The organism is Clostridium sp. 1001270J_160509_D11 (assembly GCF_015667935.1).
Classification (GTDB): Bacteria; Bacillota; Clostridia; order Peptostreptococcales; family Peptostreptococcaceae; genus Intestinibacter.
In genome coordinates, this window is record NZ_JADPET010000017.1 from 1 (window position 1) to 24,239 (window position 24,239).

A 24,239-nucleotide genomic window follows, 5' to 3' on the forward strand; every position below is an offset into this window, starting at 1 on the left:
TTTATTGGAAATATCACCATATATTTACAATAAAATGATTGAAAAATACAGCGATTCTCTAAAAAAACTAGAAAAAATTAATATAAGTGCTTGAGATTATTCAAGAAAGGACAATATTTAAATATATATGACAAAAGCAGTAAAGTACGAAAAAAATTATATAAATAATAAGTTACAAAACATAGTTAATGATGATTTAGTATCTTTTCATATGCCTGGTCATAAAAAAGGTAAAATATATGATAAGTTAGGATATGAAAATTTAGTAAAAAATCTATATAAAATGGATACAACTGAAATTATAGAAACTGATAATTTACATTCACCAGAAGGAATTATCAAAGACTCTCAAGAAAGAGCCAAACAAATTTTTAAGAGTGAAAAAACTTACTATCTAGTAAATGGTAGTACATGTGGAATACAAGCTGTAATATTATCGACTTGTGTCCCAGGAGACAAAATACTTATAAATAGGGATTGTCATCAATCAGCTATAAATGCTTTTATATTAGGTGATGTAAATCCAGTATATATAAAAGGAAGTATATGTGAAGATACTTACACTATAAACGGTGTTAATGAGAAAGATGTTATAGATGCGATAGATAATAATAGTGATGTAAAAGTGCTTATGCTTACTTATCCTAGCTATTATGGGATGGTATTTGACTTAGAAAAAATTTGTACATATGCACATAAAAAAGATATGGTTGTAATTGTAGATGAGGCACATGGGGCACATTTAGGATTAAGTGAAGCTTTACCAAAATCAGCACTTCAGCAAGGTGCAGATATAGTAATACAAAGTGTTCATAAGACATTACCATCATTTACTCAATCATCTATCATGCATGTTCAAGGAAATTTGGTAGATAAAAAGAATTTAGAAAGATTTTTAAAAATAGTTCAATCATCAAGTCCATCATATGTTATGATGTCATCTTTAGAAATTGCAATTGATATTTATGATAGATTTGGACAAGAATTGATGAAAGACTTATTAACTAATATAGATAATTTTGAAAAAGAGTTATCACAAATTAAAGGGATAAAAGTTTTAAAAGGACATGACTCTACAAAATTATTTGTATCACTTAAAGATTTGGGCATAAATGGATATGACTTAGAAGAAATGCTTAGATATAAGTATAATATCCAAGTTGAGCTTTCAAATTATTATGGAGTTTTATTAATATGCACTATAGGAAATGAAAAAGAAGATTTTGATAAATTCTTAGATGCTATAAAATCAATATCTAAGAATTTAGATATTGATAATAATTTGGATAAATCAGATGATAATGTTACTAAGCTAATGAAACTAAATTATCCAAATTTAATACCAGAAAAAATAATTTCGCCTAGACAAGCTTTTTACAGCAATAAAAAAGAAGTTTTATTAAAAGAAAGTATAGGACAAATTTCTGGAGAGTATATAATTCCATATCCACCAGGTATAAGTTTGACATCACCAGGTGAAATCATAACACAAGAAGTAGTAGATTATATACTTGAGTGCAAAAAATATGGAATGCACGTAAGTGGATTAAAAGATAGCTCATTGGAGATAATTGAAATAATTGATAGATAGACAACGACATTTAATATAAAAAAGTTTATTATGGAGGCATTATAAATGAAAGGTAAGTTAATAATTATAGAAGGGTCTGACGGAAGTGGTAAAGCTACACAGACTAAAAAGTTATATGATAGATTAGAAGCAGAAAATTATAAAATTAAGAAAGTAGAATTCCCAAATTATGATTCGGAATCATCAGCATTAGTAAAAATGTATCTAAGAGGAGACTTCGGTAAAAGTGCTACAGACGTAGATCCATATGTTTGTTCAACATTCTATGCAGTAGATAGATATGCATCATTTAAAACTGAATGGGAAGAATTCTACAACGATGGTGGAATAATAATATGTGACAGATATACAACTTCAAACATGGTTCACCAAGCATCTAAATTAGATGAATCAGAAAGAGATAAATACTTAGACTGGTTAAGTGATTTAGAATTTAATTTATATAAAATACCAGAGCCAGATTGTGTAATATTCTTAGATGTTCCTGCTGAAGTAAGTAAATCACTTATGAAAGATAGAAATAACAAGATAACAGGAGAAAGTCAAAAGGATATACATGAAAGTGACTTTGAATACTTAAAAAAATCATATGAAAATTCGCTTTATATAGCTCAAAAATATGATTGGAAAAAAATCAACTGTGTAGAAAATAACAACATGAGAACTATAGACGATATACATAATGAGATATATTCTATCATAGAAGAAAAAATACTAAACAAATAGATTTATATTCCGAAGTTATGGATAGATATAAATTCTATAAAAATGGAGGAAGATATATGTATTTTGAAAAAATAAAAGGGCAAAATTTTGCAAAAAAATATTTAACAAATAGTATAAAATCAAATATGGTAAGCCATGCATATATGTTTGAAGGCCCAAATGGTATAGGGAAAAATACAATGGCTAGAGAATTAGCTGCAATTTTATTGGAAATGGAGAATTTATTCAATAGTCCAGACTATATAGAAATAAAACCAGATGGCAATAGTATCAAAATAGCTCAAATAAGAAAATTGCAATCAGACATATTAGTAAAGCCTTACAAATCATACAAAATATATGTAATTGATGAAGCTCAGAAAATGACAGTAGAGGCACAAAATGCATTGCTTAAAACATTAGAGGAACCACCAAAATATGCTATAATAATCCTTATAACTGATAATAAGGAATCGTTATTAGATACAATAAAATCAAGATGTGAAATTATTAAATTTACACCAATACCAATGCAAGAAGTAGCAAGTTATTTAACTATGAATGGAATAGATTCAAAAAGAGCATCACTACTTGCAAATTTCTCTAGGGGAAGTATGAAAAAGGCAATAGAACTTTCTGAATCAGAAGAGTTTCATCTTATGAGAGAAGAAGTACAAAAATACGTTGAAACATTTTTAAATGGAAACTTAATTGAGATAATGGACATACAATCTAGTATAGAAAAATATAAAGATCAAATAACAAATGTTTTAGATTTGCTGATTAATTACTTTAGAGATATTATGATGGTAAAAGAGAATGTAGATAATAGTATGATTATAAATTTAGATAGGCTAATATTTGTAAAAAACATGAGCAATAAAACAACTTATTCTCAATTATCAAAGATTATTGATATAATAGAAGAGACAAAAAATAAGTTGAGAAGTAATTGTAATTTCAATATTAGCATACAAGTTATGACTTTAAATATATATGAGGTGATTAAATGATAAAAATAGTTGGGGTTAGATTTAAAAATGCTGGTAAAATATATTATTTTGATCCAGTAGATTTCGAAATAGAAAAAGATATAGATGTTGTTGTAGAAACTGCTAGGGGACTTGAATTTGGTAGAATAGTTGTTGGACCTAAAGAAATAGAAGAGGAAAAACTAATTTCTCCATTAAAACCTATAATAAGAATTGCAACAGAAGAAGATAAAGCTATCTATGCAGAAAATAAAGAAAAGGCAAAAGAAACTTTTGAAATTTGCCAACAAAAAATAAAAGAACATGGATTAACTATGTTTTTAATCGATTGTGAATATACATTTGACAGAAATAAACTAATATTCTATTTCACTGCAGAGGGAAGAATAGATTTTAGGGAACTAGTAAAAGATTTAGCATCAATATTCAAAACAAGAATAGAACTTAGACAAATTGGTGTAAGGGATGAAGCTAAATCAATAGGTGGTCTTGGAACTTGCGGAAGAAAATTATGCTGTTCTTCTTGGCTTGGAGATTTCCAACCTGTGTCAATAAAAATGGCAAAAGACCAAAGTTTATCTCTAAATCCTACAAAAATATCAGGTATATGTGGTCGTTTATTCTGCTGTTTAAAATATGAACATGATGTTTATGTAGAAGCAATAGAAAAAATGCCTGTTGTAGGAAGTATAGTAAAAGTAGACAATCAAAAAGGTAAAGTAATAGAAATAAATCCATTACTTGAACAAATGAAAATAGAATTTAACGATAAAACAATAAAAACTTGTTTACGTGAAGAAGTTAAAGTTCTTCATGTACCTAAAAAATGTGAAAATGGATGCTGTGGTGGTGGAAAATGCAATCACGATGGCATAGATTTAGAGACATTAAAAGAACTTAGAAAATTAGAAGATTAAAGGAGATTTTATGCAGGTAACTTTAAAGGAAACTGAAAGAATTGATGATTTACAACTAAAAGGATTAAAATTAATACAAGATAAAACAGGATTTTGTTTTGGAATAGATGCAGTATTATTAGCTAACTTTGCAAAAGTAAAAAATAATGCAAAAGTAGTTGATTTAGGTACTGGAACAGGTATAATACCTATCTTAATAGCGGGAAAAAGTAAAGCTAGCAAAATAATAGGTGTTGAGATACAAGAAGAAGTTTATGAAATGGCTACAAGATCTGTAAAATTAAATAATTTAGAAGATAGAGTAGAAATCGTAAATGCAGATATAAAAACTATAGATAAAGAATTAGAAGTACATGGATACCATGTAGCAACATCAAACCCACCATATATGCATATGGATGGAATAAAAAATCCAAATGATAAAAAAGCAATATCAAGACATGAGATAATGTGTAATTTAGAAGATGTAATAAGAGCAGCTTCTAGACTTGTAATGCCTAGAGGGAAATTCTTTATGATACACAGACCAACTAGATTAGTAGATATAATCGAGTTAGGTAGAAAATATAGATTAGAGCCAAAAGTAGTTCAATTTATACATCCTAAAGTAGGAAAAGCTCCTAACTTAATGTTAGTTGAATTTACTAAAGATGGTAGACCAGAACTAAAAATACTAGACCCTCTATATGTATATGGTGATGATGGAAATTATACAGAAGAAATAAGAAAAATATATGCCAACGAAGATATAGGAGAGTAATATGAGTGGAAAATTATATATATGTCCAACACCTATAGGAAACTTGGAAGATATAACATATAGAACTTTAAAGGTATTAAATGAAGTAGATTTAATTGCAGCAGAAGATACTAGACACAGTATAAAACTTCTAAATCACTTCGAAATATCAAAACCTTTAACAAGTTATTTTGAGCATAATAAGGATACTAAAGGTGATTATTTAATAAATAAATTATTGGATGGAGAAAATATAGCACTAATAAGTGATGCAGGAATGCCTGGAATATCAGACCCTGGAGAAGACTTAATAAAACAAGCTATAGAAAATAATATAGAAATAGATGTATTACCTGGAGCAACTGCTTTTACTGTAGCTTTAGTTGGTTCTGGATTAGATACACACAAATTTGTATTTGAAGGATTTTTAGATAGAGATAAAAAATTACGTAGAAAAAGACTTGAAGAAATACAAGAAGAAGATAGAACTATGATTTTCTATGAATCACCACATAGATTAAAAGATACACTAAAAGATATGTTAAAATTCTTTGGAAATAGAAAAATTGCTGTTAATAGAGAATTAACTAAAAAATATCAAGAAGTAATAAGAGAAGATATTGAAACAGTTTTAAAAATCTATGAAGAAAAAGAAGTTAAAGGTGAATTTGTACTAATTGTAGATGGATTTAAAGGTAAAAAACAAGCCAAAAATAATTATGATGAACTATCAGAGAGAGAATATGTTGAAGTTTTAATTAATGATGGTCTTAGCAAAAAAGACGCCATTAAAACTGTCTGCAAAGAGAGAAAATTAAAAAAAGATGTTGTATATAAGCAAGTGTTAGACTTATAGTAAAATTGAGATAGATTGTTTAATTTTATAAACAGGGGTGATTAGATGGATATAGGAAAGCAGTTATTGCAATGTCTGAAATATGAAAATTCCTCTACAAAAATAGAAGAACTAGATGAAAGAGGTTTATTAGAACAAATAATACCTAGCATTAAGGATATGAAGGAAGTTGGTAAATGCAAATATCATATAGTTAATGCTTTTCAACATTCTCTATATACTCTAGGTCATTTTGAAAGTATATTACAAACAGAGAGATTTTTCCCAAGTCATCTAAAAGAAGATATTTGGAATTATTTAAATTCAAAAGACGAATCGGGGTTTCCTACATTAGAAATATTAAAATTAGGTGTTTTCTTACATGATATTGGTAAACCAGCAGCTAAAACTGTAGATGCCACAGGTAGAACACATTTTAAGGGACATGATGTAACTGGTGGTGAGATAGTTCTTAAATTAGGCAAGGAATTAGGACTAAGCGAAATAACTACTGAAAAACTATTTAGATATGTACGCTACCATATGACTTTATTAGTAGCGTATAAAACAGGAAATGTTGGAAAAGAAGCATTATGGAAACAATTTGATGAGCTGGGTGATGATATTATAGGCATAATGTTGCTTGGATATTGTGATTTAGTAGCTACAAGAAAATTGTTAAATCCTTTAGAGGACAATGGAGTAATAAAAACATATATGGAATTTATTTTAACTGTGTATTTTTATAGATACAAAACAGATAAAGAAATATAAAATAAAAGTCTGCCAAATGGTACTTAATATTTGTACCTTTAGCAGACTATTTTTTTATTATATTAAATTAATTATAGTATAGATTTTGCTTGTATAGGCGTAGATAAAATAACAGAGGTCTTAGTTGTACCTATTGATTTTATACTATCGATAACACTTTCAAGCTCATACATATCCTTCACTATAACCTTTAGTAGCGAGCAGTCATCTCCAGTTATATGGTGACACTCAACTATGCGAGGATCTTTTCTTGCAGTTTCTAGGAATGGTTCATATTTATCACTTGGTAAAGATATGTGTATAAATGCTTTTATAACTCTTCCTAATGCATCTGGATTTACAATTGCTTTATAACCTTCAATTACACCAGATTCTTCTAGTCTTTTCACTCTTTCTGAAACGGCAGGAGAAGTTAATCCTACTATTTTTCCTAAGTCTTTCATAGAGATTCTACCATCTTTTTGTAATATCTCTATAATTCTGTAATCAGTAACGTCCATTAATTGACCCCCCTCTTTATCTATAAATTATTTTTATTAAAATACTTTCTTTGAAGCTAATAAATCAGTTTTTAAATTCCAAAGTCCTTTAGATAAATCGACTTTATATTTCTTTGGTGAAGAAAGTCTCTTATAAGAATCCCAGAATGTTTCAAGCTGAGAATTTACATAAGCTTTTATCTCATTAATCGGTTTGTATTCATATTTACATTCACCATTAATGAATAAAGGTTTATGAAGTTCTTTGATTGTATAGTCTTCAAAAGTTGATTTTTTCCAAGTATATGTAGGATGGAATATTGTTAAAGGTTTAGTAGTATCAATAGCTTCATCTTTTAGCATTATTAAATCTGCTTGAGCTATATTTTCTTTATCAAATATTCTAACCACTTTTTTATAACCTGGGTTATTTATTTTTTCTGGGTCTTCAGATACTTTTATTTTAGGTATTAATGTATCTCCTTTATAAGAACCAGCTAATTTATAAACACCACCTAAAGAAGGTGACTCTGCAGACGTAATCAGTTTAGTACCAACACCCCATGAATTGACTGCTGTACCGCTTGATTTTAAGTCTGAAATTATGTATTCATCTAAATCATTAGAAGCAGTTATTTTTAAATCATGATATCCTGCTTTTTCTAATTCTTTTTTTACTTCATTAGAAAGATATTGTAAATCTCCTGAATCTATACGTATACCAGATGGTTCATATCCCTTAGCTCTTAAATTATCAAATACTTTAATTGCGTTTGGAAGACCACTTTTTAATACGTTATATGTATCTATTAATAATAAGCAATTATCTGGATACACATCTGCATATGCTTGGAAGGCTTCTAATTCAGTATCGAATTTTTGAACCCAGCTATGAGCATGTGTTCCAACGACAGGTATGTCAAACATTTTCCCCGCTAATACATTAGCTGTACCAGCACAACCACCGATAACAGCAGCTCTTGCACCATAAGTACCTGCATCTGGTCCTTGAGCCCTTCTTAGCCCGAATTCAAGAACAGGATCCCCTTGAGCAGCATAACAAACTCTAGACGCTTTAGTTGCTATTAGTGATTGGAAGTTCACTATAGTAAGTAACGCAGTTTCTATTAATTGGGCTTGATATAAAGGTGCTTTTACAGTTATTATAGGTTCGCCAGGGAACATAACTGTACCTTCCTCAACTGCATATATATCTCCTGTAAATTTAAATTCCTTTAGAAAATTCAAAAACCCCTCAGAGAACAAGTTTAAACTTCTTAAATAGTCTAAGTCATCTTCTGAAAAATGCAAATTATTTATATACTCAGCTAGTTGCTCAATACCACAAATAATAGTGTAGCCACCGTCGCAAGCGTTTTTTCTAAAAAACATATCAAATACAACTATATCTTCATGAATATTTTTTTCATAATACCCATTCATCATTGTAAGTTGATACAAATCTGTAAGTAGAGTTAAATTTCGCATTTTTATTTCTCCTTAAATATTTTTAATTAATTAAAAACCCTATACATATACTAAAACACAATATTGCTAAACTTTCAAGTATAAAGTAGTATTCATACATCATAAAATTATTTAAAGTAACAATTAACTATTGCACACAAAAATAATACTATTTTAAAGGAAGGTGAAAAAAATTAGCAAAATATGGTTTTATATGGTGACGATAGGTATAGTGGGAAGTATATGTTTTGGAAATCTACCGGAACTAAATAATGTAATTTTAAATGAAGGTTCTAGAGCTATTGAATTTACAATAGGTTTGGCAGCAATAATGGCTCTTTGGATGGGAATAATGAATATAGCAAGGGATTCTGGGCTAATAGATACGATAGGACAAAAAATGGATTTTATCTTAAAAAGATTATTTCCTAAGATACCTAAAAATCACAAAGCTATGAGTTACATAATAATGAACATAATACTAAATATGTTGGGGGCAGGAAATGGAGCGACTTCATTTGGATTAAAAGCTATGGAAGAACTCCAAACTTTGAATAAACAAAAAGACAGAGCATCTAATGAAATGATAATGTTTTTAGTTATAAATATATCATCTATTCAGTTGATACCATTTACAATGCTAAAAATAAGAGCAGATGCCGGCTCTGTAAATCCAAATGAAATTATAATTTCAACATTGGTAGCGACAACTGTCTCAACTGTAGTAGCTATTGTGTCTTGTAAGATTTTTGAGAGGGGGAGTAGATAGTGCTGGATTTAATAGCTAATTTAGCAATTCCTTTAATTATGCTATTTATAATTGTATATGGAAAATATAAAAAGATAGATGTATTTGAATCATTTATTACTGGCGCAATTGATGGGCTAAAAACAGCTTTAAATATACTTCCATATATAATAGGAATTTTTATAGCTATAGGGATTTTTAAATCTGGAAAAGGGATAGAAATGTTGGAGTTTATATTTGCACCTATTGCAAATTTTTTTAAGATACCAAAAGAGTTAATAGGTCTTATAATAATGAAACCTGTATCAGGAAGTGGGGCCTTGGGTATGTATAGTGAGCTTGCTGCAAGAGTATCAGTTGATAGTTTAGTAGAAAAAATGGGAGCAACTATTGTAGGTGCATCTGAAACAGTCTTTTATACTATGGCTATTTATTACGGAAGTCAAAAAATAAAAAAGACACGCCATACTTTAGTTTGTGCATTACTCAGTCATTTTGCGGGAGTACTTGCATCTGTGTACATATGTTATTTAATGTTTGGATAAAATTTAGGGGATTACAAAGAGTTATATCTTGTTAATCCCTTGTTTTTTCAATAAAAAGTATGATTGTCGAATAAAAATATTGGAAAATTGTTAGAAAATAAGATTATAATTAAAGTGGAAAGAATTTTAAGATATAAATAATATTAAAAATTTGAAATAGGGGTGGTTAATTTGAAAAAATATGAAGTAAGTAGAGAAGTTTATAATCCTTGTGCTGGAATATATAATTTTGATATGAATTTTGACGAAGAAGTTTGTACTGATGATATGGAGGCAACTTTGGAAAAATGGATAGGAAGAAAACTTCCAGAATTCCATAAAAAAGTTTATGATAATGGACTTACTACTGAGTTTGAAATTCTTCTGCCTCGTAAAGAAAGATATACATTTTCTGAAATAAAATAATAAATTAGTATCAATCTTGACAAGTTTTTTTTTATTTAATAAAATAATAACGATATAAGAAATTATCTTAAAAATAAGTTTATTTTGAATAAAAAAGAATTTTTTGTTTAAAATTATATAATATAAAAATATTGATTTATTTAAAAGCAATGAAGAGAAGAGTAGATAATCCAATTTATCCACAGAGAGCTAGGTAAGGTGAAAGCTAGCGTCGAATTGATTATTGAATATGGCCTTGGAGCTTCTTATCTGAATTAATTTAGGATAAGACGGATGGACTCGTTAACAGTCTACTAAGATATCCAGTTTTATCTGGATAATTAGGGTGGTAACGCGAATATAACTCGCCCCTATGGTTTCATAGGGGGCGAGTTTTTTTTAATATATTGAAAATCTAAGGAGGAAATAAAATGAGCAAAGAAACTTTTTATATTACAACGCCTATATACTATCCAAGTGGTAGATTACATATAGGTCACACTTATACAACTGTTGCAACAGATGCAATAGCTAGATTCAAACGTTTCTGTGGATATGATGTAAGATTCTTAACAGGAACTGATGAACATGGTGAAAAAATACAAACAAAAGCTAGAGAAGCTGGTATGACAGAAATGGAATACTTAGATGGTATGATAGCTGACATAAAAAAATTATGGAAGACTATGGACATATCTTATGATGATTTCATAAGAACAACTGAACCAAGACATACAAAAGTAATCCAAAAAATATTCACTAAATTATATGAACAAGGTGATATATATAAAGGTGAATACGAAGGAAGATATTGTACTCCATGCGAAAGTTTCTGGACAGAATCTCAATTAGTAGATGGAGATAAATGCCCTGACTGCGGTAGAGAAACTTATGTAGCAAAAGAAGAAGCATACTTCTTCAAACTATCTAAATATGAAGATAGAATAAAAGAGTTATTCAAAAATCCTAACTACTGTTTCCCAGAAGCTAGAGCTAACGAAATGATAGCTAACTTCTTAGAACCAGGTCTAGAAGATTTATGTGTAACTAGAACTACATTCGACTGGGGTATAAAAGTACCATTCGACGAAAAACACGTTATATATGTTTGGGTAGATGCATTATGCAACTATATAACTGCATTAGGATATATGAGCGAAGACGATTCATTATTCAAAAAATATTGGCCAGCTAACATACAAGTTGTAGGTAAAGAAATAATCAGATTCCATACAATAATATGGCCAGCATTATTAATGGCATTAGATTTACCAGTATCTAAACAAGTATTTGGACATGGTTGGATATTATTTGCTAATGATAAAATGAGTAAATCAAAAGGTAACATAGTTTATCCAGAACAAATGATAGAAAGATACGGAATAGATACATTAAAATACTATCTATTAAGAGAATTCGCATTTGGTCAAGACGGAAGTTACACTCATAGAAACTTCGTAACAAGAATAAACACAGACTTAGCTAATGACTTAGGAAACTTAGTAAGTAGAACTATAGCAATGGTTGAAAAATACAATGGTGGAATAATACCAGAACCAAAAGTTGCTACTGAATTTGACGAAGCATTAAAAGAACAAGCTAAAGAATCAAGAAGAATATTCGAAGAACAAATGAACAAAATGCAATTCCACGAAGCATTAGAAGGTGTATGGAAATTAATAAGAAGAACTAACAAATACATCGACGAAACTGCTCCATGGGTACTTGCAAAAGACGAAAGCAAAAAAGATGTATTAGATACAGTTTTATACAACTTATGTGAATCAATAAGAATATTCTCTACATTAATAAACCCAATAATGAACACTACAGCTAAGAAGATCTACGCTCAAATGGGTATAGAAGGTGAAGAGTTAACAAATTGGGAAAGTACTGCAACATTTGGATTAACAAAACCAGGTACAAAAGTAACTAAAGGTGAAATATTATTCCAAAGATTAGACATAGACAAAGAAGTTGCAGAACTTGAAGAATTATTTGCAGAAAAGAAAGACGAGGAAGAAGAAGTGACAGAAGCTCCATTACAACATAAAGAAGAAATAACAATAGATGATCTTGATAAAGTAGAATTAAGAGTAGGTAAAATATTAAGCTGCGAAAAACATCCAAAAGCAGACAGACTTTTAGTTTCTCAAGTTAAACTAGGTTCAGAAACTAGACAAATAGTATCTGGTATAGCTAAATGGTATAAACCAGAAGAAATGGTTGGAAAAGATGTTATAGTAGTATGCAACTTAAAACCAGTTAAATTAAGAGGTGTTGAATCTCAAGGTATGATACTTGCAGCAGGTAACGATGGTGATGATTTAATAATACCAACTGCTGTTGGTGCAAATGATGGTTGTGAAGTTAGATAAGGAGATGTAAATATGCTTTTTGACTCACATGCACATTTAAATGATGAACGATTTGATGAAGATAGAGAAGAGTTAATCTCTTCTCTTAATGAAAAAGGCGTTGATTTAGTTGTTAACCCAGGTGCTTGTATGAAAACATCAGCTGAAAGTGTTGAACTTGCAAACAAATATGATTTCATATATGCAGCAGTAGGTGTTCATCCACATGACGTTAAAGACTTAACTGAAGATGATATACAAGAACTTAAAAGAATGGCAATAGAAAATGAAAAAGTAGTGGCAATCGGAGAAATTGGACTTGATTACTACTATGATGCTGAATATAAAGAACTTCAAAAAAAATGGTTCAAAAGACAAATTGAACTTGCTAATGAATTAAAATTACCAATAATAATCCACGATAGAGATGCACATGGAGATACTTTTGAGATTATAAAATCAACAAAAAGTCCTGAAATAGGATGCGTACTTCATTGCTATAGTGGAAATGTTGAATTAGCAAGAGAATATGTTAAAATGGGATGTTATATTTCAATATCAGGAACAGTAACATTCAAAAACAACAAGAAAACAAAAGAGGTTGTAAGAGAAATACCTCTTGATAGATTATTAATAGAAACTGATTCACCTTATATGGCACCAACACCACATAGAGGAAAAAGAAATGATCCATCACTAGTGCAATTTGTAGCTGATACAATAGCTGTTGAAAAAGGAATTTCTTATGAAAAAGTTTGTGAAGCAACAAAAGAAAATGCTAAAAAATTCTTCGGAATTAAATAGATAATTTTTATTAAAAAGCATACAAAATATCCAAATATTTTGTATGCTTTTTTTATGTGGATTTTTAGAAAATACATTGAGTTTGGAAATTTTAATTAAAAACTAGGTTTATATAAAATTTTGAAAAATATTTATAACTTTTTAATTACTTCATTAGTCTAATATGTGAAAGGAGGTAAAGGTAATGGACGAAAAATTAATTAAAAAAGCAATAAAGGGAAATTTTAAAGCTTATAGCCTTCTGGTACATAGCTTGAAAAATGAGGGATATAAACTAGCATACACAATATTAAAAAATGAACAAGATAGCATAGATGCATATTTACAAGCAGTGGAAAAGGGCTTGAAAAATATACAAAATTTAAAAGAACCGCAATATTTTAAAACATGGTTTTTAAGAATTGTTATGAATGAGGCTAAAAATATTATAAGTAAGAATAAGAAATTAATATATTTAGAAGATGTTGAAAATACTAGACCAACAAAATCAAAATCAGAAAATCAAGAGACAAAACTTGATTTGGAAAGAAGCTTAGAAAAGATAGAACCACAAGTTAGAGAAATGATAAGATTGAAATTTTATATGGGTTATAAATTAGACGAAATTGCGAATATACTTGATGTTCCAGTAGGAACTGTAAAAGGAAAGATGTATACAGCTCTTAGAAATATGAAAAAGGATTTGGAGGTGAGATAATATGGATAAAAATAAAGATAAAAGAAATTTTTTAGATGAAGAGAAAGAGATAGAAAAATTATTAAGTGAATTTGAAAGTGAAAATATTAAAATACCAGATGAATTAGATGAAAGATTAAATACTAAATTAAAAGAATTGAAACCTAAAAAATATAAAAAATGGGCAATAACATCTGTAGCATCAATTTTGATAATAGGTGTTTCATATGCATTTGTACCTAGTTTTAGAACATTTGCAGATACAATGTTTAGATATATTTTTGGAGATATCGGAATAGAAAATGCAGTTAATAATGGTTATAAAGCATCCGATGCACAATATATAAATATAGGAGGATATGATATCATAATTCAAAATATTTATATTGATGAACAAAGAATAAACTTTGAAGCTATAATGGAAACTAAAGTAGATGACATGATTATTTCTGATAATGATGATATAGATAACAAAAGTTATTATGAATTGTATGTAGATTCTGTAAATGCTGCAATGAGTGGAGGAAATTTTGATAAAGATGAAGATGGAAATATTAAAACAACAATAAATATTGTTGGAGGTAATATAGCAGAATTAATAGAGGGAAAAAATACATTATCATTAAAACTTAAATTGCTAAAAGTGAGTGCATCATATGACAAGAGTAATGATTTCAAATATGAAACACTTGGGACAACAAATGTAGAATTGGAGATACCAAAACAATTAAGCAAAACTAAAAATATAGAAATAAATAAACAAATAGATGATGGTGATCTGAATTTAAATATAGACAAGTTAAGAGTATCTCCTACAATGATGTATTTAAACACATATGGAGAAGTAACAAATATAGGTGAATTACAAGGATTAGATAACTTAAGAATAATATCTGAAAATGGAGAGATTTATAAATCTTCATTAGAATTATCTGGTATGGGATTAGAAAATGGAGGATGGAGCCAAACTATAGTACCTTCAGTATACTATGATAAAGGCAAAAAGCTGAAACTAAAAGCAGATGGAGTTTTAGTAAATGCAAATAAAAAAATAGAGTTAAAAATAGACGATAAGTACCCTAAAAAGATAGATTATTTCGGAAAAGAGGTTATTATTAAAGATGTTAAATACAGTAAAGGACATTTAACTGTAAAATATACAACAGATTCATCTATTAGTTATGATGGAGGTAGTGAATTGGATGGAAATTCATATATAGCCACATCATACGAGACAGGATCAAAGATATCAAGTATTGAATTTGAAAATGTAGATAAAAAAGAATCGTATCTATTGGATTTAAGATTAGTTGTTAAATATAAATATCCAATAGATATAAACATAGATAATAAATAATTTATTAAATAAAAGCAAAATTGTAATTCTATTTAAATTACAATTTTGCTTTTATTTATATAATAATTAAGAAATAAATATGATATAATAGCTATTACAGTGGTTTATTCATTTTTTTCCAAAATTGCATAAATATGGAGTGATGTTATTTTAAATTTACCTTTGCAATAGATTTAAATATTTCTAATTAATAATTAGCAAGGGAGAAAAATCAAATAATGAATACACATTTATATCGCATATTCAAGAAAGTTATTGCAATTATTTTAGCATTGCTATTAATAAGCACAGACACATTACAATATGCTTATGCAACTGTAGATGAATATCAAGGGCAAGAGGTAATATCTCAGGATGTATCATCACAGGAGAATATCGACAATAATGAACAAACATCAGATGATCAAAATGAGGGAATAATTGATGATAAAAATCTAGATAAAAATCTAGATAAAAATAGTAACATAACAGAAGCAGAGCTATCTTCAGAAAAAGACAATATACAAAATAATATCAATAAAGAAGATACCTCTAATGAAAAATCTACTGAAAATGAAAAAACTGAAAAAAATAATATTAAAAATGTTAAATCAGAAGAAGTAAATCAAGAATTAGTTATAAAAGTTGGACAAGAAAGTAATATAACTGATAGAAATATTTCAATTCCAACAGGACAAGTCACTCGTGTACATGTTACATCAACAGGTTCTAATTCAAATATAATAGGGGATTATAAAATTAGACTGGAAATAGATAATCCAGATGTTATATTATCGGATTTTCAAAAATCTGATGGAACAATCCAAAACGAGATAACTTTGGATGGCATAAAGCTAAAATTAGTAAATGGACAGGGTGGAAAGAGATATATTATAACAGAGCTTACTCAAGGTTCAACTAACCAATTTGATTTTCAAATGATATTCAAAAATGGTGTAACTAATGATGGAGAAAAAGTAATAATAAAAACAGAAATATTAGACTCAAATGATAATATAATTACTGATAAAGTAGCAGATGAAAAATGCATAATAAGTGATTTTACTATTACTGCAAAAGCATCTTTTAGTTGGGATAATATTTCAAAAACTGCAAATAAACAAACTATAGATAGAAATAACAATGGTAGTATAAAAGATGAATCAATAGTATACAATATCAAAGCTACATCAAATAATAAAGGATATGTAGGCGAGATATTTACAAAAGAATATACTGTTACAGATGAGTTGGAACTACCTAGTTCGATTAATCTGCCAAAAGGTGAAATAAATTCATCTAATGGAGTACTTACAATAGGAGGCAAAAAGATTCTAGAAGTAAGTGAAAAAGATGCCAAAATTACTATCGAAGGAAGAAAAATAAAGATAATTCATACGAGGCAAAATGATTTAAATCCAGACAGTGAAATTAAAGAGCCAGATATGCAAGTTACTCTTTATACATCAAATTTAGTTGCAGAAAAAACACAACAAGAAGAAACTATAACAAACAAGGTTAGCTTTGATGCCAAACCTATAGTAGGAAATTCTAACTCAACTTCAGAAGATAAAGTTACTACAACTGTACCTCCTACAACTGCTAGAATAACTTCAAGAAAATCTAGTGAAGTTGTTGGAAAAAATGGTTCAGATGTAGAAATAGGTGACATTATAAAATATGAAATCACTGTAGAAAACGATGGTAGTTCCGAATTAGAGAATTTTGTTGTAGAGGATATAATCCCACAAAATACTCAAATTATAAATCAAGAACAATGGACTAATGGATATACACTAGAAAATAACAAAGTAAAATGGGTTGTTAATAGCTTAGATGCAGGAGCTCAAAAAACTTATATTTTTTATGTGAAAGTTACTGATTGTAATGAAGGAACTCTTATCAAAAATACTGCAACTGTAAACAATAAAAACACTAATGAAACTGTAAATAAAGTGGTAAAACCATCAGCGAGAATATCTTTAAATAAATACGCAAATGATTCATACAAGATATTTAAAGATGGTGAAACTATAACTTATACAGTAGAAGTTTCTAATTATGGTGAACTTGATTCAGAAAAACAGACTATAGTGGATATTATGCCAGCAGGTTTAGTTCCAGAGTATGATAAGTCTAATAATACAATTAAATCAGGGGATTATACAGGAACAGTAAAATACAATGAATTAACTAAGTCTTATACAATAACATGGGAAATTGGGAATGTTAAAAAAGGGTCAAAAATAGACTTAAGATACAACGCGAAAGTTGTAACAGAAAATTTACCAGATAAATTAATTACTGGTGAAGAAAAAACTATTGATGTAAAAAATCAAGTTACAAATAATAATGGACAAAAAGCAGAAGCAACAGTAAAAATCGGACTTGATGGATATAAAATTGGAGTTAATAAAACATCTAGCTCTGATGATATAAGAGAAGGTCAAAGCGTTACATACACTTTAAACATATCAAATACGGGGAAAGAAAAAACTAAAGTTGATGTAAAAGATATTTTACCTGTTGATAAAAACGGAAATGTTATAGACTGGTGGAAAATAGATGGCGATAATATAACAATAACAACATCTGGTGATTTGGATGAATATAATCTTGAATTAAAAGATGGCATCTTAACATGGAAAGATGTAAATCTTGAGCCAAATCAAACTTTCAACCAAACTGTTACATTAACATATCCAAAAGATAAAACTTTTGACTCATTATTTAATCTTAATGGATATAGATCAATAGTAAATACATTAAATGTTGAGGGAGAAGAAAGCAAAACATATCAAACGCCTAAAGATGTAGATTTAAAAATAAATAAATCTGTAGATAAGGCTTCTGTACCAATCGGATCTGGTGAAGATGTTACATTTACTATAGCTGGTTTTTCTAATACTTCAAAAAATTCATTAAAAAATGTAACAGTCAGAGATGATTTCTCAACATGGAATGGGGTAAATTCCAAATTCAAACTTAAAGAAATAACAACAGGTTCTTATGAGGGGATAGATAATTATAATGTAGAAGTCATGTTTAATGATTATTCAACTAAAACTATAAAAATAGACAATCCTTCACAAAACTCAAAATTAACATCTTTAATCGATGATAAAGATATAGTTAATGTAAAATCTATAACTTTTAATTTTGGAGATGTAGGAACTGATTTTAAGGTAGTAAATGGTATAAATGTAATTGCAACGCCTAAGTCTTCAGATGAAGTAGAGGCAGGAACTATTGTAAATACAGCAACACTAAATTTCAATAGTACTCAAATATCAGATGATGCAACAGTTGAGCTTACTTATCCAGAAACAAAAGTTATAAAACAAGCATATGTAGATGGAAAGTTAGCAGATAACAAAACAAATCCTATTTCAGTAGGAGATAAGGTAACATTTAAAATTAAATATACAAACAATACAGGAAAAGACATAAATTGTTGGGATATTTCTTTTATGGATAGATTCACAAATAACGATATTATCGATAAAAGTAAATCATTAAATATTACAGAAAAACAAACTGATTCTAATGGGAATATAGTTACAGAAAATCCATTAAGATTAAATGGAAGTGCAAACTGGTATTATATGAACTTTAGTTTTGGAAGTGGAGTACTAAAAAATGGAGATACAATAGAACTGACTTTTGAAGCAGTTACGACAAGTGAATTCTCTAAAGCAACAGAAGTCCCTAAAGACGGAGCAGTTGACTATAGACTTCACAATACTATCGAATTAAGAATAAAAAATAATGTTGTTGCTGAAGGTGAAACAGAGTATTATTACCCAGCAATAAAAAATAATATATGGACACAAAAAGGAATAAAATCAATTGGTAAATATACTAGATATAATGAGGATTCTGTATCTGGATATTACTCAGTAAATGGTAATTCACTTTATAGTTATGGAAGCACGCAAAATGCAGTAGTATACACATATGTTATATATAATGATGCAAATAGTAGTGATAATCTTCCACTTAAAAAAGCTGTAGACATTCTTCCTAAAGGATTCAAATATATCACACTAGGTAAAGATTCTAATGCGTTTTATAATGTAAATCAATCAAACCAAATAACAACTATAAATTATGCTAGTGATATTAATTTACCTCAAGGTGTAACTTTAGATGCAGGTATTGTTGTAAATGCTGCTTATGATAATAATGAGAAAATTGTATTTACATTTAATGAAGGGGCAGAGTTAGAGCCGGGTCATGCAATAGTATTTACATATTTATGTGAAATTGATAACAATGTTGCAGACTTATCATCAGTAAATAAAATAGCATTTGCATATGATACTACAGAAAAAGAGGCACCAGGAAATGATGTAAAACTACCATTTTCAACAAATACAGATAAATCACCTAAAAATGATGGATCTTGTAATATATTAAATAAAAATTATGATGGAATTTATGGTGGCGAAAATACAACTTGGTATGAATCTGATGTAACAATTAAAAAAGTAGGTATATTCCCAGGGATAAGTAAAAAATTAGATGGATTTTATAATGCAGGAAGTAATGAATTGCATGAGGTAGATGAAAATTCTAAAATAGCTATAAAATCATCTTTAAAATGGACAATAAAAGTAAACAATAGTGGAAATAATTATGATTCTTCTGATATGGTCAATTATACAGTGATTGATACTTTACCTAATCCATATACTTTATCTAAAAATAGTAAGCATACTCAAAATATTACTATTTACAATAAAGATGGAAGTAAGAGAGATAGTTTTGATATAGGAAATCTTTTAGATGTATCGACAAAAACTAATTCAGAAGGAAAAGAAGTTCAAGTTTTAACTTGGAAGTTAGAGAACGAAAAATATACTATTCCAAGTGGTGGATATGCAGAAATAACATTTGTATCAGCAAATGACAGTGATATAGCGAATTTCGGTACATATGTAAATAATGTATCGCTAGTTCCAACACAATCATTTAAGAAAGATAACGTTACAGAAGGAAATGTAACGAAAGTTGAAATTAACGGCGAGAAAAAAGATGCTATAGAAAATCAAGCATCAGCACATATATTTGGAAACTATGCAACATATTCATTTAAACAGATAAGTGATTTATCAGGATATGATAAAGTGTTAGACGAAGATAAAACTGGTAATGGTTATGGTGATAATCATGCCAATGGATATGGATATAAACAAAATGATAATACTGTTATAAGTAGCGGTGCAGGTCAAAAAGTAGGATATACGTTATATGTAAAAAGTAACAGCGAGGGTGATATATATAATTTAACATTAATAGATAAATTCCCTCATGTAGGAGATGTAGGTACTGTAAATTTAAACAGTTCTAGAAACTCAGAATTTACTGTTTACTTAGCAGATAATCCAAACTTTAAAGTTGATATATTAGATAGTGATAAAAACTTCATATCAACTGTTGATTCATCTCAATATTCAGTAGGATATTCTAGCAAAATTTCTTATACAGATGAAGATTGGAATTCTGTGACTACTTGGGATTCATCATATGACAAAAATGTTCATAAATCTCTACGTGTAACATTAAAGGATGGTTTTAAATTAAAACAATGACAAATGTTAAGAGTTTACTTTGAAGGTATTATAGGCGATGATGCTATACCAGGAGAAGTTGCTTGGAACTCATTTGGATATTTATACTCAACAAAGAACTCATTCAATGAGGATATAACGTTAATTGCTGAACCAGCAAAAGTTGGTGTAAGTATACCTGGGACTACAGAATCAGCACAAATATCAATAACTAAAGTTGATGAAGAGAATACAAACAAAATATTATCAGGCGCTGAATTTGGTATTTATTCTGACAAAGAATGTACAAATTTAGTAACAAAAATAATAACAACATCTAATGGAGAAGATTTATCTAGTAAACTGTTATTAAATACTTACTATGTAAAAGAAGTCAAATCACCAGAAGGATATATATTAGATGATACTGTTTATACAATTAATTTAAATGAAAAAGATAGTATAGTTAAAGTCCAAAATGGCGATGCAGGATATATTACTAACAAAAAAGAGAAACGCCATAAAATAAATGTACAAATATCTAAAAAAGATATTGTTACAAATGAGGAATTACCAGGGGCTACACTTCAAATAATTGATAAATCGACAGGTACAGTTGTTGAAGAGTGGATATCAACAGGTAAACCATATCAAATAGATAATTTAGAACCTGGAGACTATACATTAGTTGAAAAATCTGCACCAGATGGATATTTAATAGCAGATTCTATTGATTTTACAATAACAGAAACTGATACTACTCAAAAAGTAGAGATGTTTGATACAAAAGATGTTTCATTATTTGTAAAGAAAACATTGGTTGATGGAAATCAATTTAATATAGATGAAGTATTTAATATAGTTGTTAGTGGAGAGTTTTCTGATGGTTCACAACAAAAAACAATATCATTTACAAAACAAGAAGCTCTAGATGGTGTAAATAAAGAAGTCGAAAATGTTATTTACGGAAATAATTATACAATAACTGAAGAAAATTCAGATTCGTATAATGTGCTTATTACAGACAGAGGTAAAGTAACAGTTAACAAAAAGAATCAACTAGTGGAAGTTGTTAATTCAAAAAAAGCTAGTGGGCTTTTAGCTGTAACAAAAAATGTTGAAAATATAAATACAGTTAGTGATGAAGATATATTCACATTAATAGTAAGTGGTAAATTTTCTGATGGAACAAATTCAAAGACAATAGAAATCACTAAAGATCAATTAAATAAACAAGTTATAGTTGAAAATACTATATATGGTGAAACTTACACAATATCTGAAATAAGTAATGACAATTATGATGTTGTTTACAATACAAAGTCAGTAACTTTAGATGGTTCTATACAAGTTAAAGTATTATCAGTAACTAATATAAGAAAACAATCAGGAAAATTATCTGTAGTTAAAAAAATACTAGATAATGCAACACTTTCTGATGAAGATGTATTTACTATAAAAGTTACAGGACAATTTTCAGATGTAGAGGGAAAAACTACAAAACAATTTATATTTGACAAAAACAATATAGGACAAGCTCAAGATGTACCTGGAGTGATTTACGGAAATAAATACGAAATTTCTGAGGAACAAATAGGAAATAGGTATATTTTAGAGTCAATAGATAAAACATCAGTAACTATGAGTGATGAGGATGTATTATCTACAGTTACAAATAAAAAAGCAACAGGTAAAGTTTCTATATCAAAGACAGATATAACAACAGGAAAACCTGTATTAGGGGCTATTTTACAAGTAATTGAAAAAGATACAAATAAAATTGTTGAAGAATGGACTACAACTGAAGAAGACCATATCATAAATAAACTTCCAATAGGTGAATATATCTTAAGAGAAATAACAGCACCAAATGGATATGTTAGAGCAGAAGATGTAGAGTTTACCGTTTCAAATAGCGGAGAAATCCAAAAAGTTGAAATGCAAGACGACTACACAAAAGTAGAAATAAGTAAAAAAGATCTAGAGACAAAAGAGGTCTTAGAAGGAGCACAATTACAGTTACTAAATAGCCAAGGAGATGTAGTAGCAGAATTTACATCAGAAAATAAAGCGTATACGATAAGTAAACTACCAGTAGGTGAATATACATTACATGAAGTAAAAGCGCCGAAGGGGTATAACTTAGCAGAAGATGTAAAAGTAGTAATTGAAGAGACAGGAAAAGTCCAAGAATTCTCAATATATGATGTTGAAAAAACAAATAATATTCCAATATCAAAACAAGATATAACGACAGGTGAGGAGATAGAAGGAGCGAAGCTGGAATTACTCGATTCAAAAGGAAAAGTAATAGAAAGCTGGACATCTACAACTAAACCACATGTTATAAATAATTTAAAAGCAGGAACATACACAATAAGAGAAAAAGCAGCACCAAAAGGATATTTACTAGCAGAAGATATTGAATTTACGATAGATGCAGAAGGAAATATCAAGGGTTCTACAATAATGCAAGATGACTATACAAAGGTAGAGATATCTAAAAAAGATATAGTTACGAGCGAAGAATTGCCAGGCGCAACACTACAAGTAATTGAAAAATCAACAGGAAAAGTATTGGAAGAGTGGATAAGTAAAGATTCAGCTCACAGAATAGATAAATTGCCAATAGGTGAGTATATCCTTAGAGAAATCACAGCGCCAGATGGATATGTGAGAGCAGAAGATGTAGAGTTTACCGTTTCAAATAGCGGAGAAATTCAAAGAGTTGAAATGCAAGACGACTACACAAAAGTAGAAATAACTAAAAAGGATCTAGAGACAAAAGAAATCTTAGAAGGAGCACAATTACAGTTACTAGACAGCGAAGGAGATGTAGTAGCAGAATTTACATCAGAAAATAAAGCGTATATGATAAGTAAATTACCAGTAGGTGAATATACACTACATGAAGTAAAAGCGCCGAAGGGATACAATTTAGCTGAAGATGTAAAAGTAGTAATTGAAGAGACAGGAAAAGTCCAAGAATTTTCAATATATGATGTTGAAAAAACAAATAATGTTCCAATATCAAAACAAGATATAACGACAGGTGAGGAGATAGAAGGAGCGAAGCTGGAATTACTCGATTCAAAAGGAAAAGTAATAGAAAGCTGGACATCTACAACTAAACCACATGTTATAAATAATTTAAAAGCAGGAACATACACAATAAGAGAAAAAGCAGCACCAAAAGGATATTTACTAGCACAAGATATTGAATTTACAATAGATGCAGAAGGAAATATCAAGGGTTCTACAATAATGCAAGATGACTATACAAAGGTAGAGATATCTAAAAAAGATATAGTTACGAGCGAAGAATTGCCAGGCGCAAC

18 protein-coding genes and 1 other annotated feature are annotated in these 24,239 nt (G+C 28.8%); of the genes, 16 read left to right on the forward strand and 2 right to left on the reverse strand.

Annotated features, from left to right (window positions below; all coding sequences use genetic code 11):
- The first annotated feature begins 127 nt into the window (after positions 1-127).
- The 7 genes from I4U58_RS03190 to I4U58_RS03220 are packed head-to-tail and all read left to right on the forward strand — an operon-like array spanning position 128 to position 6,553.
- Positions 128-1,591, forward strand: a complete 1,464-nt coding sequence (locus I4U58_RS03190; RefSeq protein ID WP_195929600.1) for an aminotransferase class I/II-fold pyridoxal phosphate-dependent enzyme — start codon at positions 128-130, stop codon at positions 1,589-1,591.
- Positions 1,592-1,636: 45 nt separating this feature from the next.
- Positions 1,637-2,317 carry a thymidylate kinase gene (locus tag I4U58_RS03195; protein WP_195929601.1) on the forward strand — a complete coding sequence of 227 codons (681 nt, stop codon included), beginning with the start codon at positions 1,637-1,639 and terminating at the stop codon, positions 2,315-2,317.
- 56 nt (positions 2,318-2,373) lie between these two features.
- A complete protein-coding gene (locus I4U58_RS03200; protein ID WP_195929602.1) occupies positions 2,374-3,309 on the forward strand; it encodes an AAA family ATPase in 936 nt (311 codons plus the stop codon).
- On the forward strand, positions 3,306-4,205 hold the full coding sequence (locus I4U58_RS03205; protein ID WP_195929603.1) for a stage 0 sporulation family protein: 900 nt from the start codon (positions 3,306-3,308) through the stop codon (positions 4,203-4,205). Before I4U58_RS03200 ends, I4U58_RS03205 begins: the two co-directional genes overlap by 4 nt.
- Before the next feature lie 10 nt (positions 4,206-4,215).
- Complete coding sequence (locus tag I4U58_RS03210) at positions 4,216-4,965, forward strand: tRNA1(Val) (adenine(37)-N6)-methyltransferase (protein WP_195929604.1); 750 nt, start codon at positions 4,216-4,218, stop codon at positions 4,963-4,965.
- 1 nt (position 4,966) lies between these two features.
- Positions 4,967-5,800, forward strand: coding sequence for a 16S rRNA (cytidine(1402)-2'-O)-methyltransferase (rsmI, locus tag I4U58_RS03215; protein ID WP_195929605.1), 834 nt, complete (start codon positions 4,967-4,969; stop codon positions 5,798-5,800).
- A 45-nt stretch (positions 5,801-5,845) separates the two neighbouring features.
- Positions 5,846-6,553: an HD domain-containing protein gene (locus I4U58_RS03220; RefSeq protein ID WP_195929606.1), complete on the forward strand. Its 708-nt coding sequence runs from the start codon at positions 5,846-5,848 to the stop codon at positions 6,551-6,553.
- Between the two features lie 71 nt (positions 6,554-6,624).
- Here I4U58_RS03220 and I4U58_RS03225 read toward each other — a convergent pair whose 3' ends face one another.
- Both I4U58_RS03225 and I4U58_RS03230 read right to left on the reverse strand, forming a co-directional pair.
- A complete protein-coding gene (locus tag I4U58_RS03225; RefSeq protein ID WP_195929607.1) occupies positions 6,625-7,053 on the reverse strand; it encodes an Lrp/AsnC family transcriptional regulator in 429 nt (142 codons plus the stop codon).
- A gap of 36 nt (positions 7,054-7,089) precedes the next feature.
- Positions 7,090-8,520, reverse strand: a complete 1,431-nt coding sequence (locus tag I4U58_RS03230) for a nicotinate phosphoribosyltransferase (protein ID WP_195929608.1) — start codon at positions 8,518-8,520, stop codon at positions 7,090-7,092.
- A 163-nt stretch (positions 8,521-8,683) separates the two neighbouring features.
- On the opposite strand from I4U58_RS03230, the gene I4U58_RS03235 reads away from it, so the two are divergent.
- The 9 genes from I4U58_RS03235 to I4U58_RS03275 all read left to right on the forward strand — a co-directional run.
- Positions 8,684-9,268 (forward strand): nucleoside recognition domain-containing protein, encoded by a 585-nt coding sequence (locus I4U58_RS03235; RefSeq protein WP_195929609.1) that lies wholly within the window; start codon positions 8,684-8,686, stop codon positions 9,266-9,268.
- Entirely contained in the window at positions 9,268-9,792 is a 525-nt protein-coding gene (locus I4U58_RS03240) for a nucleoside recognition domain-containing protein (protein WP_295573547.1), read from the forward strand. Before I4U58_RS03235 ends, I4U58_RS03240 begins: the two co-directional genes overlap by 1 nt.
- Positions 9,793-9,963: 171 nt before the next feature.
- Positions 9,964-10,197: a hypothetical protein gene (locus I4U58_RS03245; protein ID WP_195929610.1), complete on the forward strand. Its 234-nt coding sequence runs from the start codon at positions 9,964-9,966 to the stop codon at positions 10,195-10,197.
- A gap of 140 nt (positions 10,198-10,337) precedes the next feature.
- Positions 10,338-10,552: a binding site (T-box leader), on the forward strand.
- A gap of 55 nt (positions 10,553-10,607) precedes the next feature.
- Positions 10,608-12,554, forward strand: a complete 1,947-nt coding sequence (gene metG, locus I4U58_RS03250) for a methionine--tRNA ligase (RefSeq protein ID WP_195929611.1) — start codon at positions 10,608-10,610, stop codon at positions 12,552-12,554.
- Positions 12,555-12,566: 12 nt separating this feature from the next.
- Positions 12,567-13,337 (forward strand): TatD family hydrolase, encoded by a 771-nt coding sequence (locus I4U58_RS03255; protein ID WP_024037987.1) that lies wholly within the window; start codon positions 12,567-12,569, stop codon positions 13,335-13,337.
- A gap of 184 nt (positions 13,338-13,521) precedes the next feature.
- Positions 13,522-14,034 (forward strand): sigma-70 family RNA polymerase sigma factor, encoded by a 513-nt coding sequence (locus I4U58_RS03260; RefSeq protein WP_024037986.1) that lies wholly within the window; start codon positions 13,522-13,524, stop codon positions 14,032-14,034.
- Between the two features lies 1 nt (position 14,035).
- Positions 14,036-15,370 (forward strand): DUF5643 domain-containing protein, encoded by a 1,335-nt coding sequence (locus I4U58_RS03265; RefSeq protein ID WP_195929612.1) that lies wholly within the window; start codon positions 14,036-14,038, stop codon positions 15,368-15,370.
- 218 nt (positions 15,371-15,588) lie between these two features.
- Positions 15,589-20,943, forward strand: coding sequence for a DUF11 domain-containing protein (locus I4U58_RS03270; protein ID WP_195929613.1), 5,355 nt, complete (start codon positions 15,589-15,591; stop codon positions 20,941-20,943).
- Positions 20,944-20,946: 3 nt separating this feature from the next.
- On the forward strand, positions 20,947-24,239 hold a 3,293-nt coding region (locus tag I4U58_RS03275), incomplete at its 3' end, for a SpaA isopeptide-forming pilin-related protein (protein ID WP_195929614.1).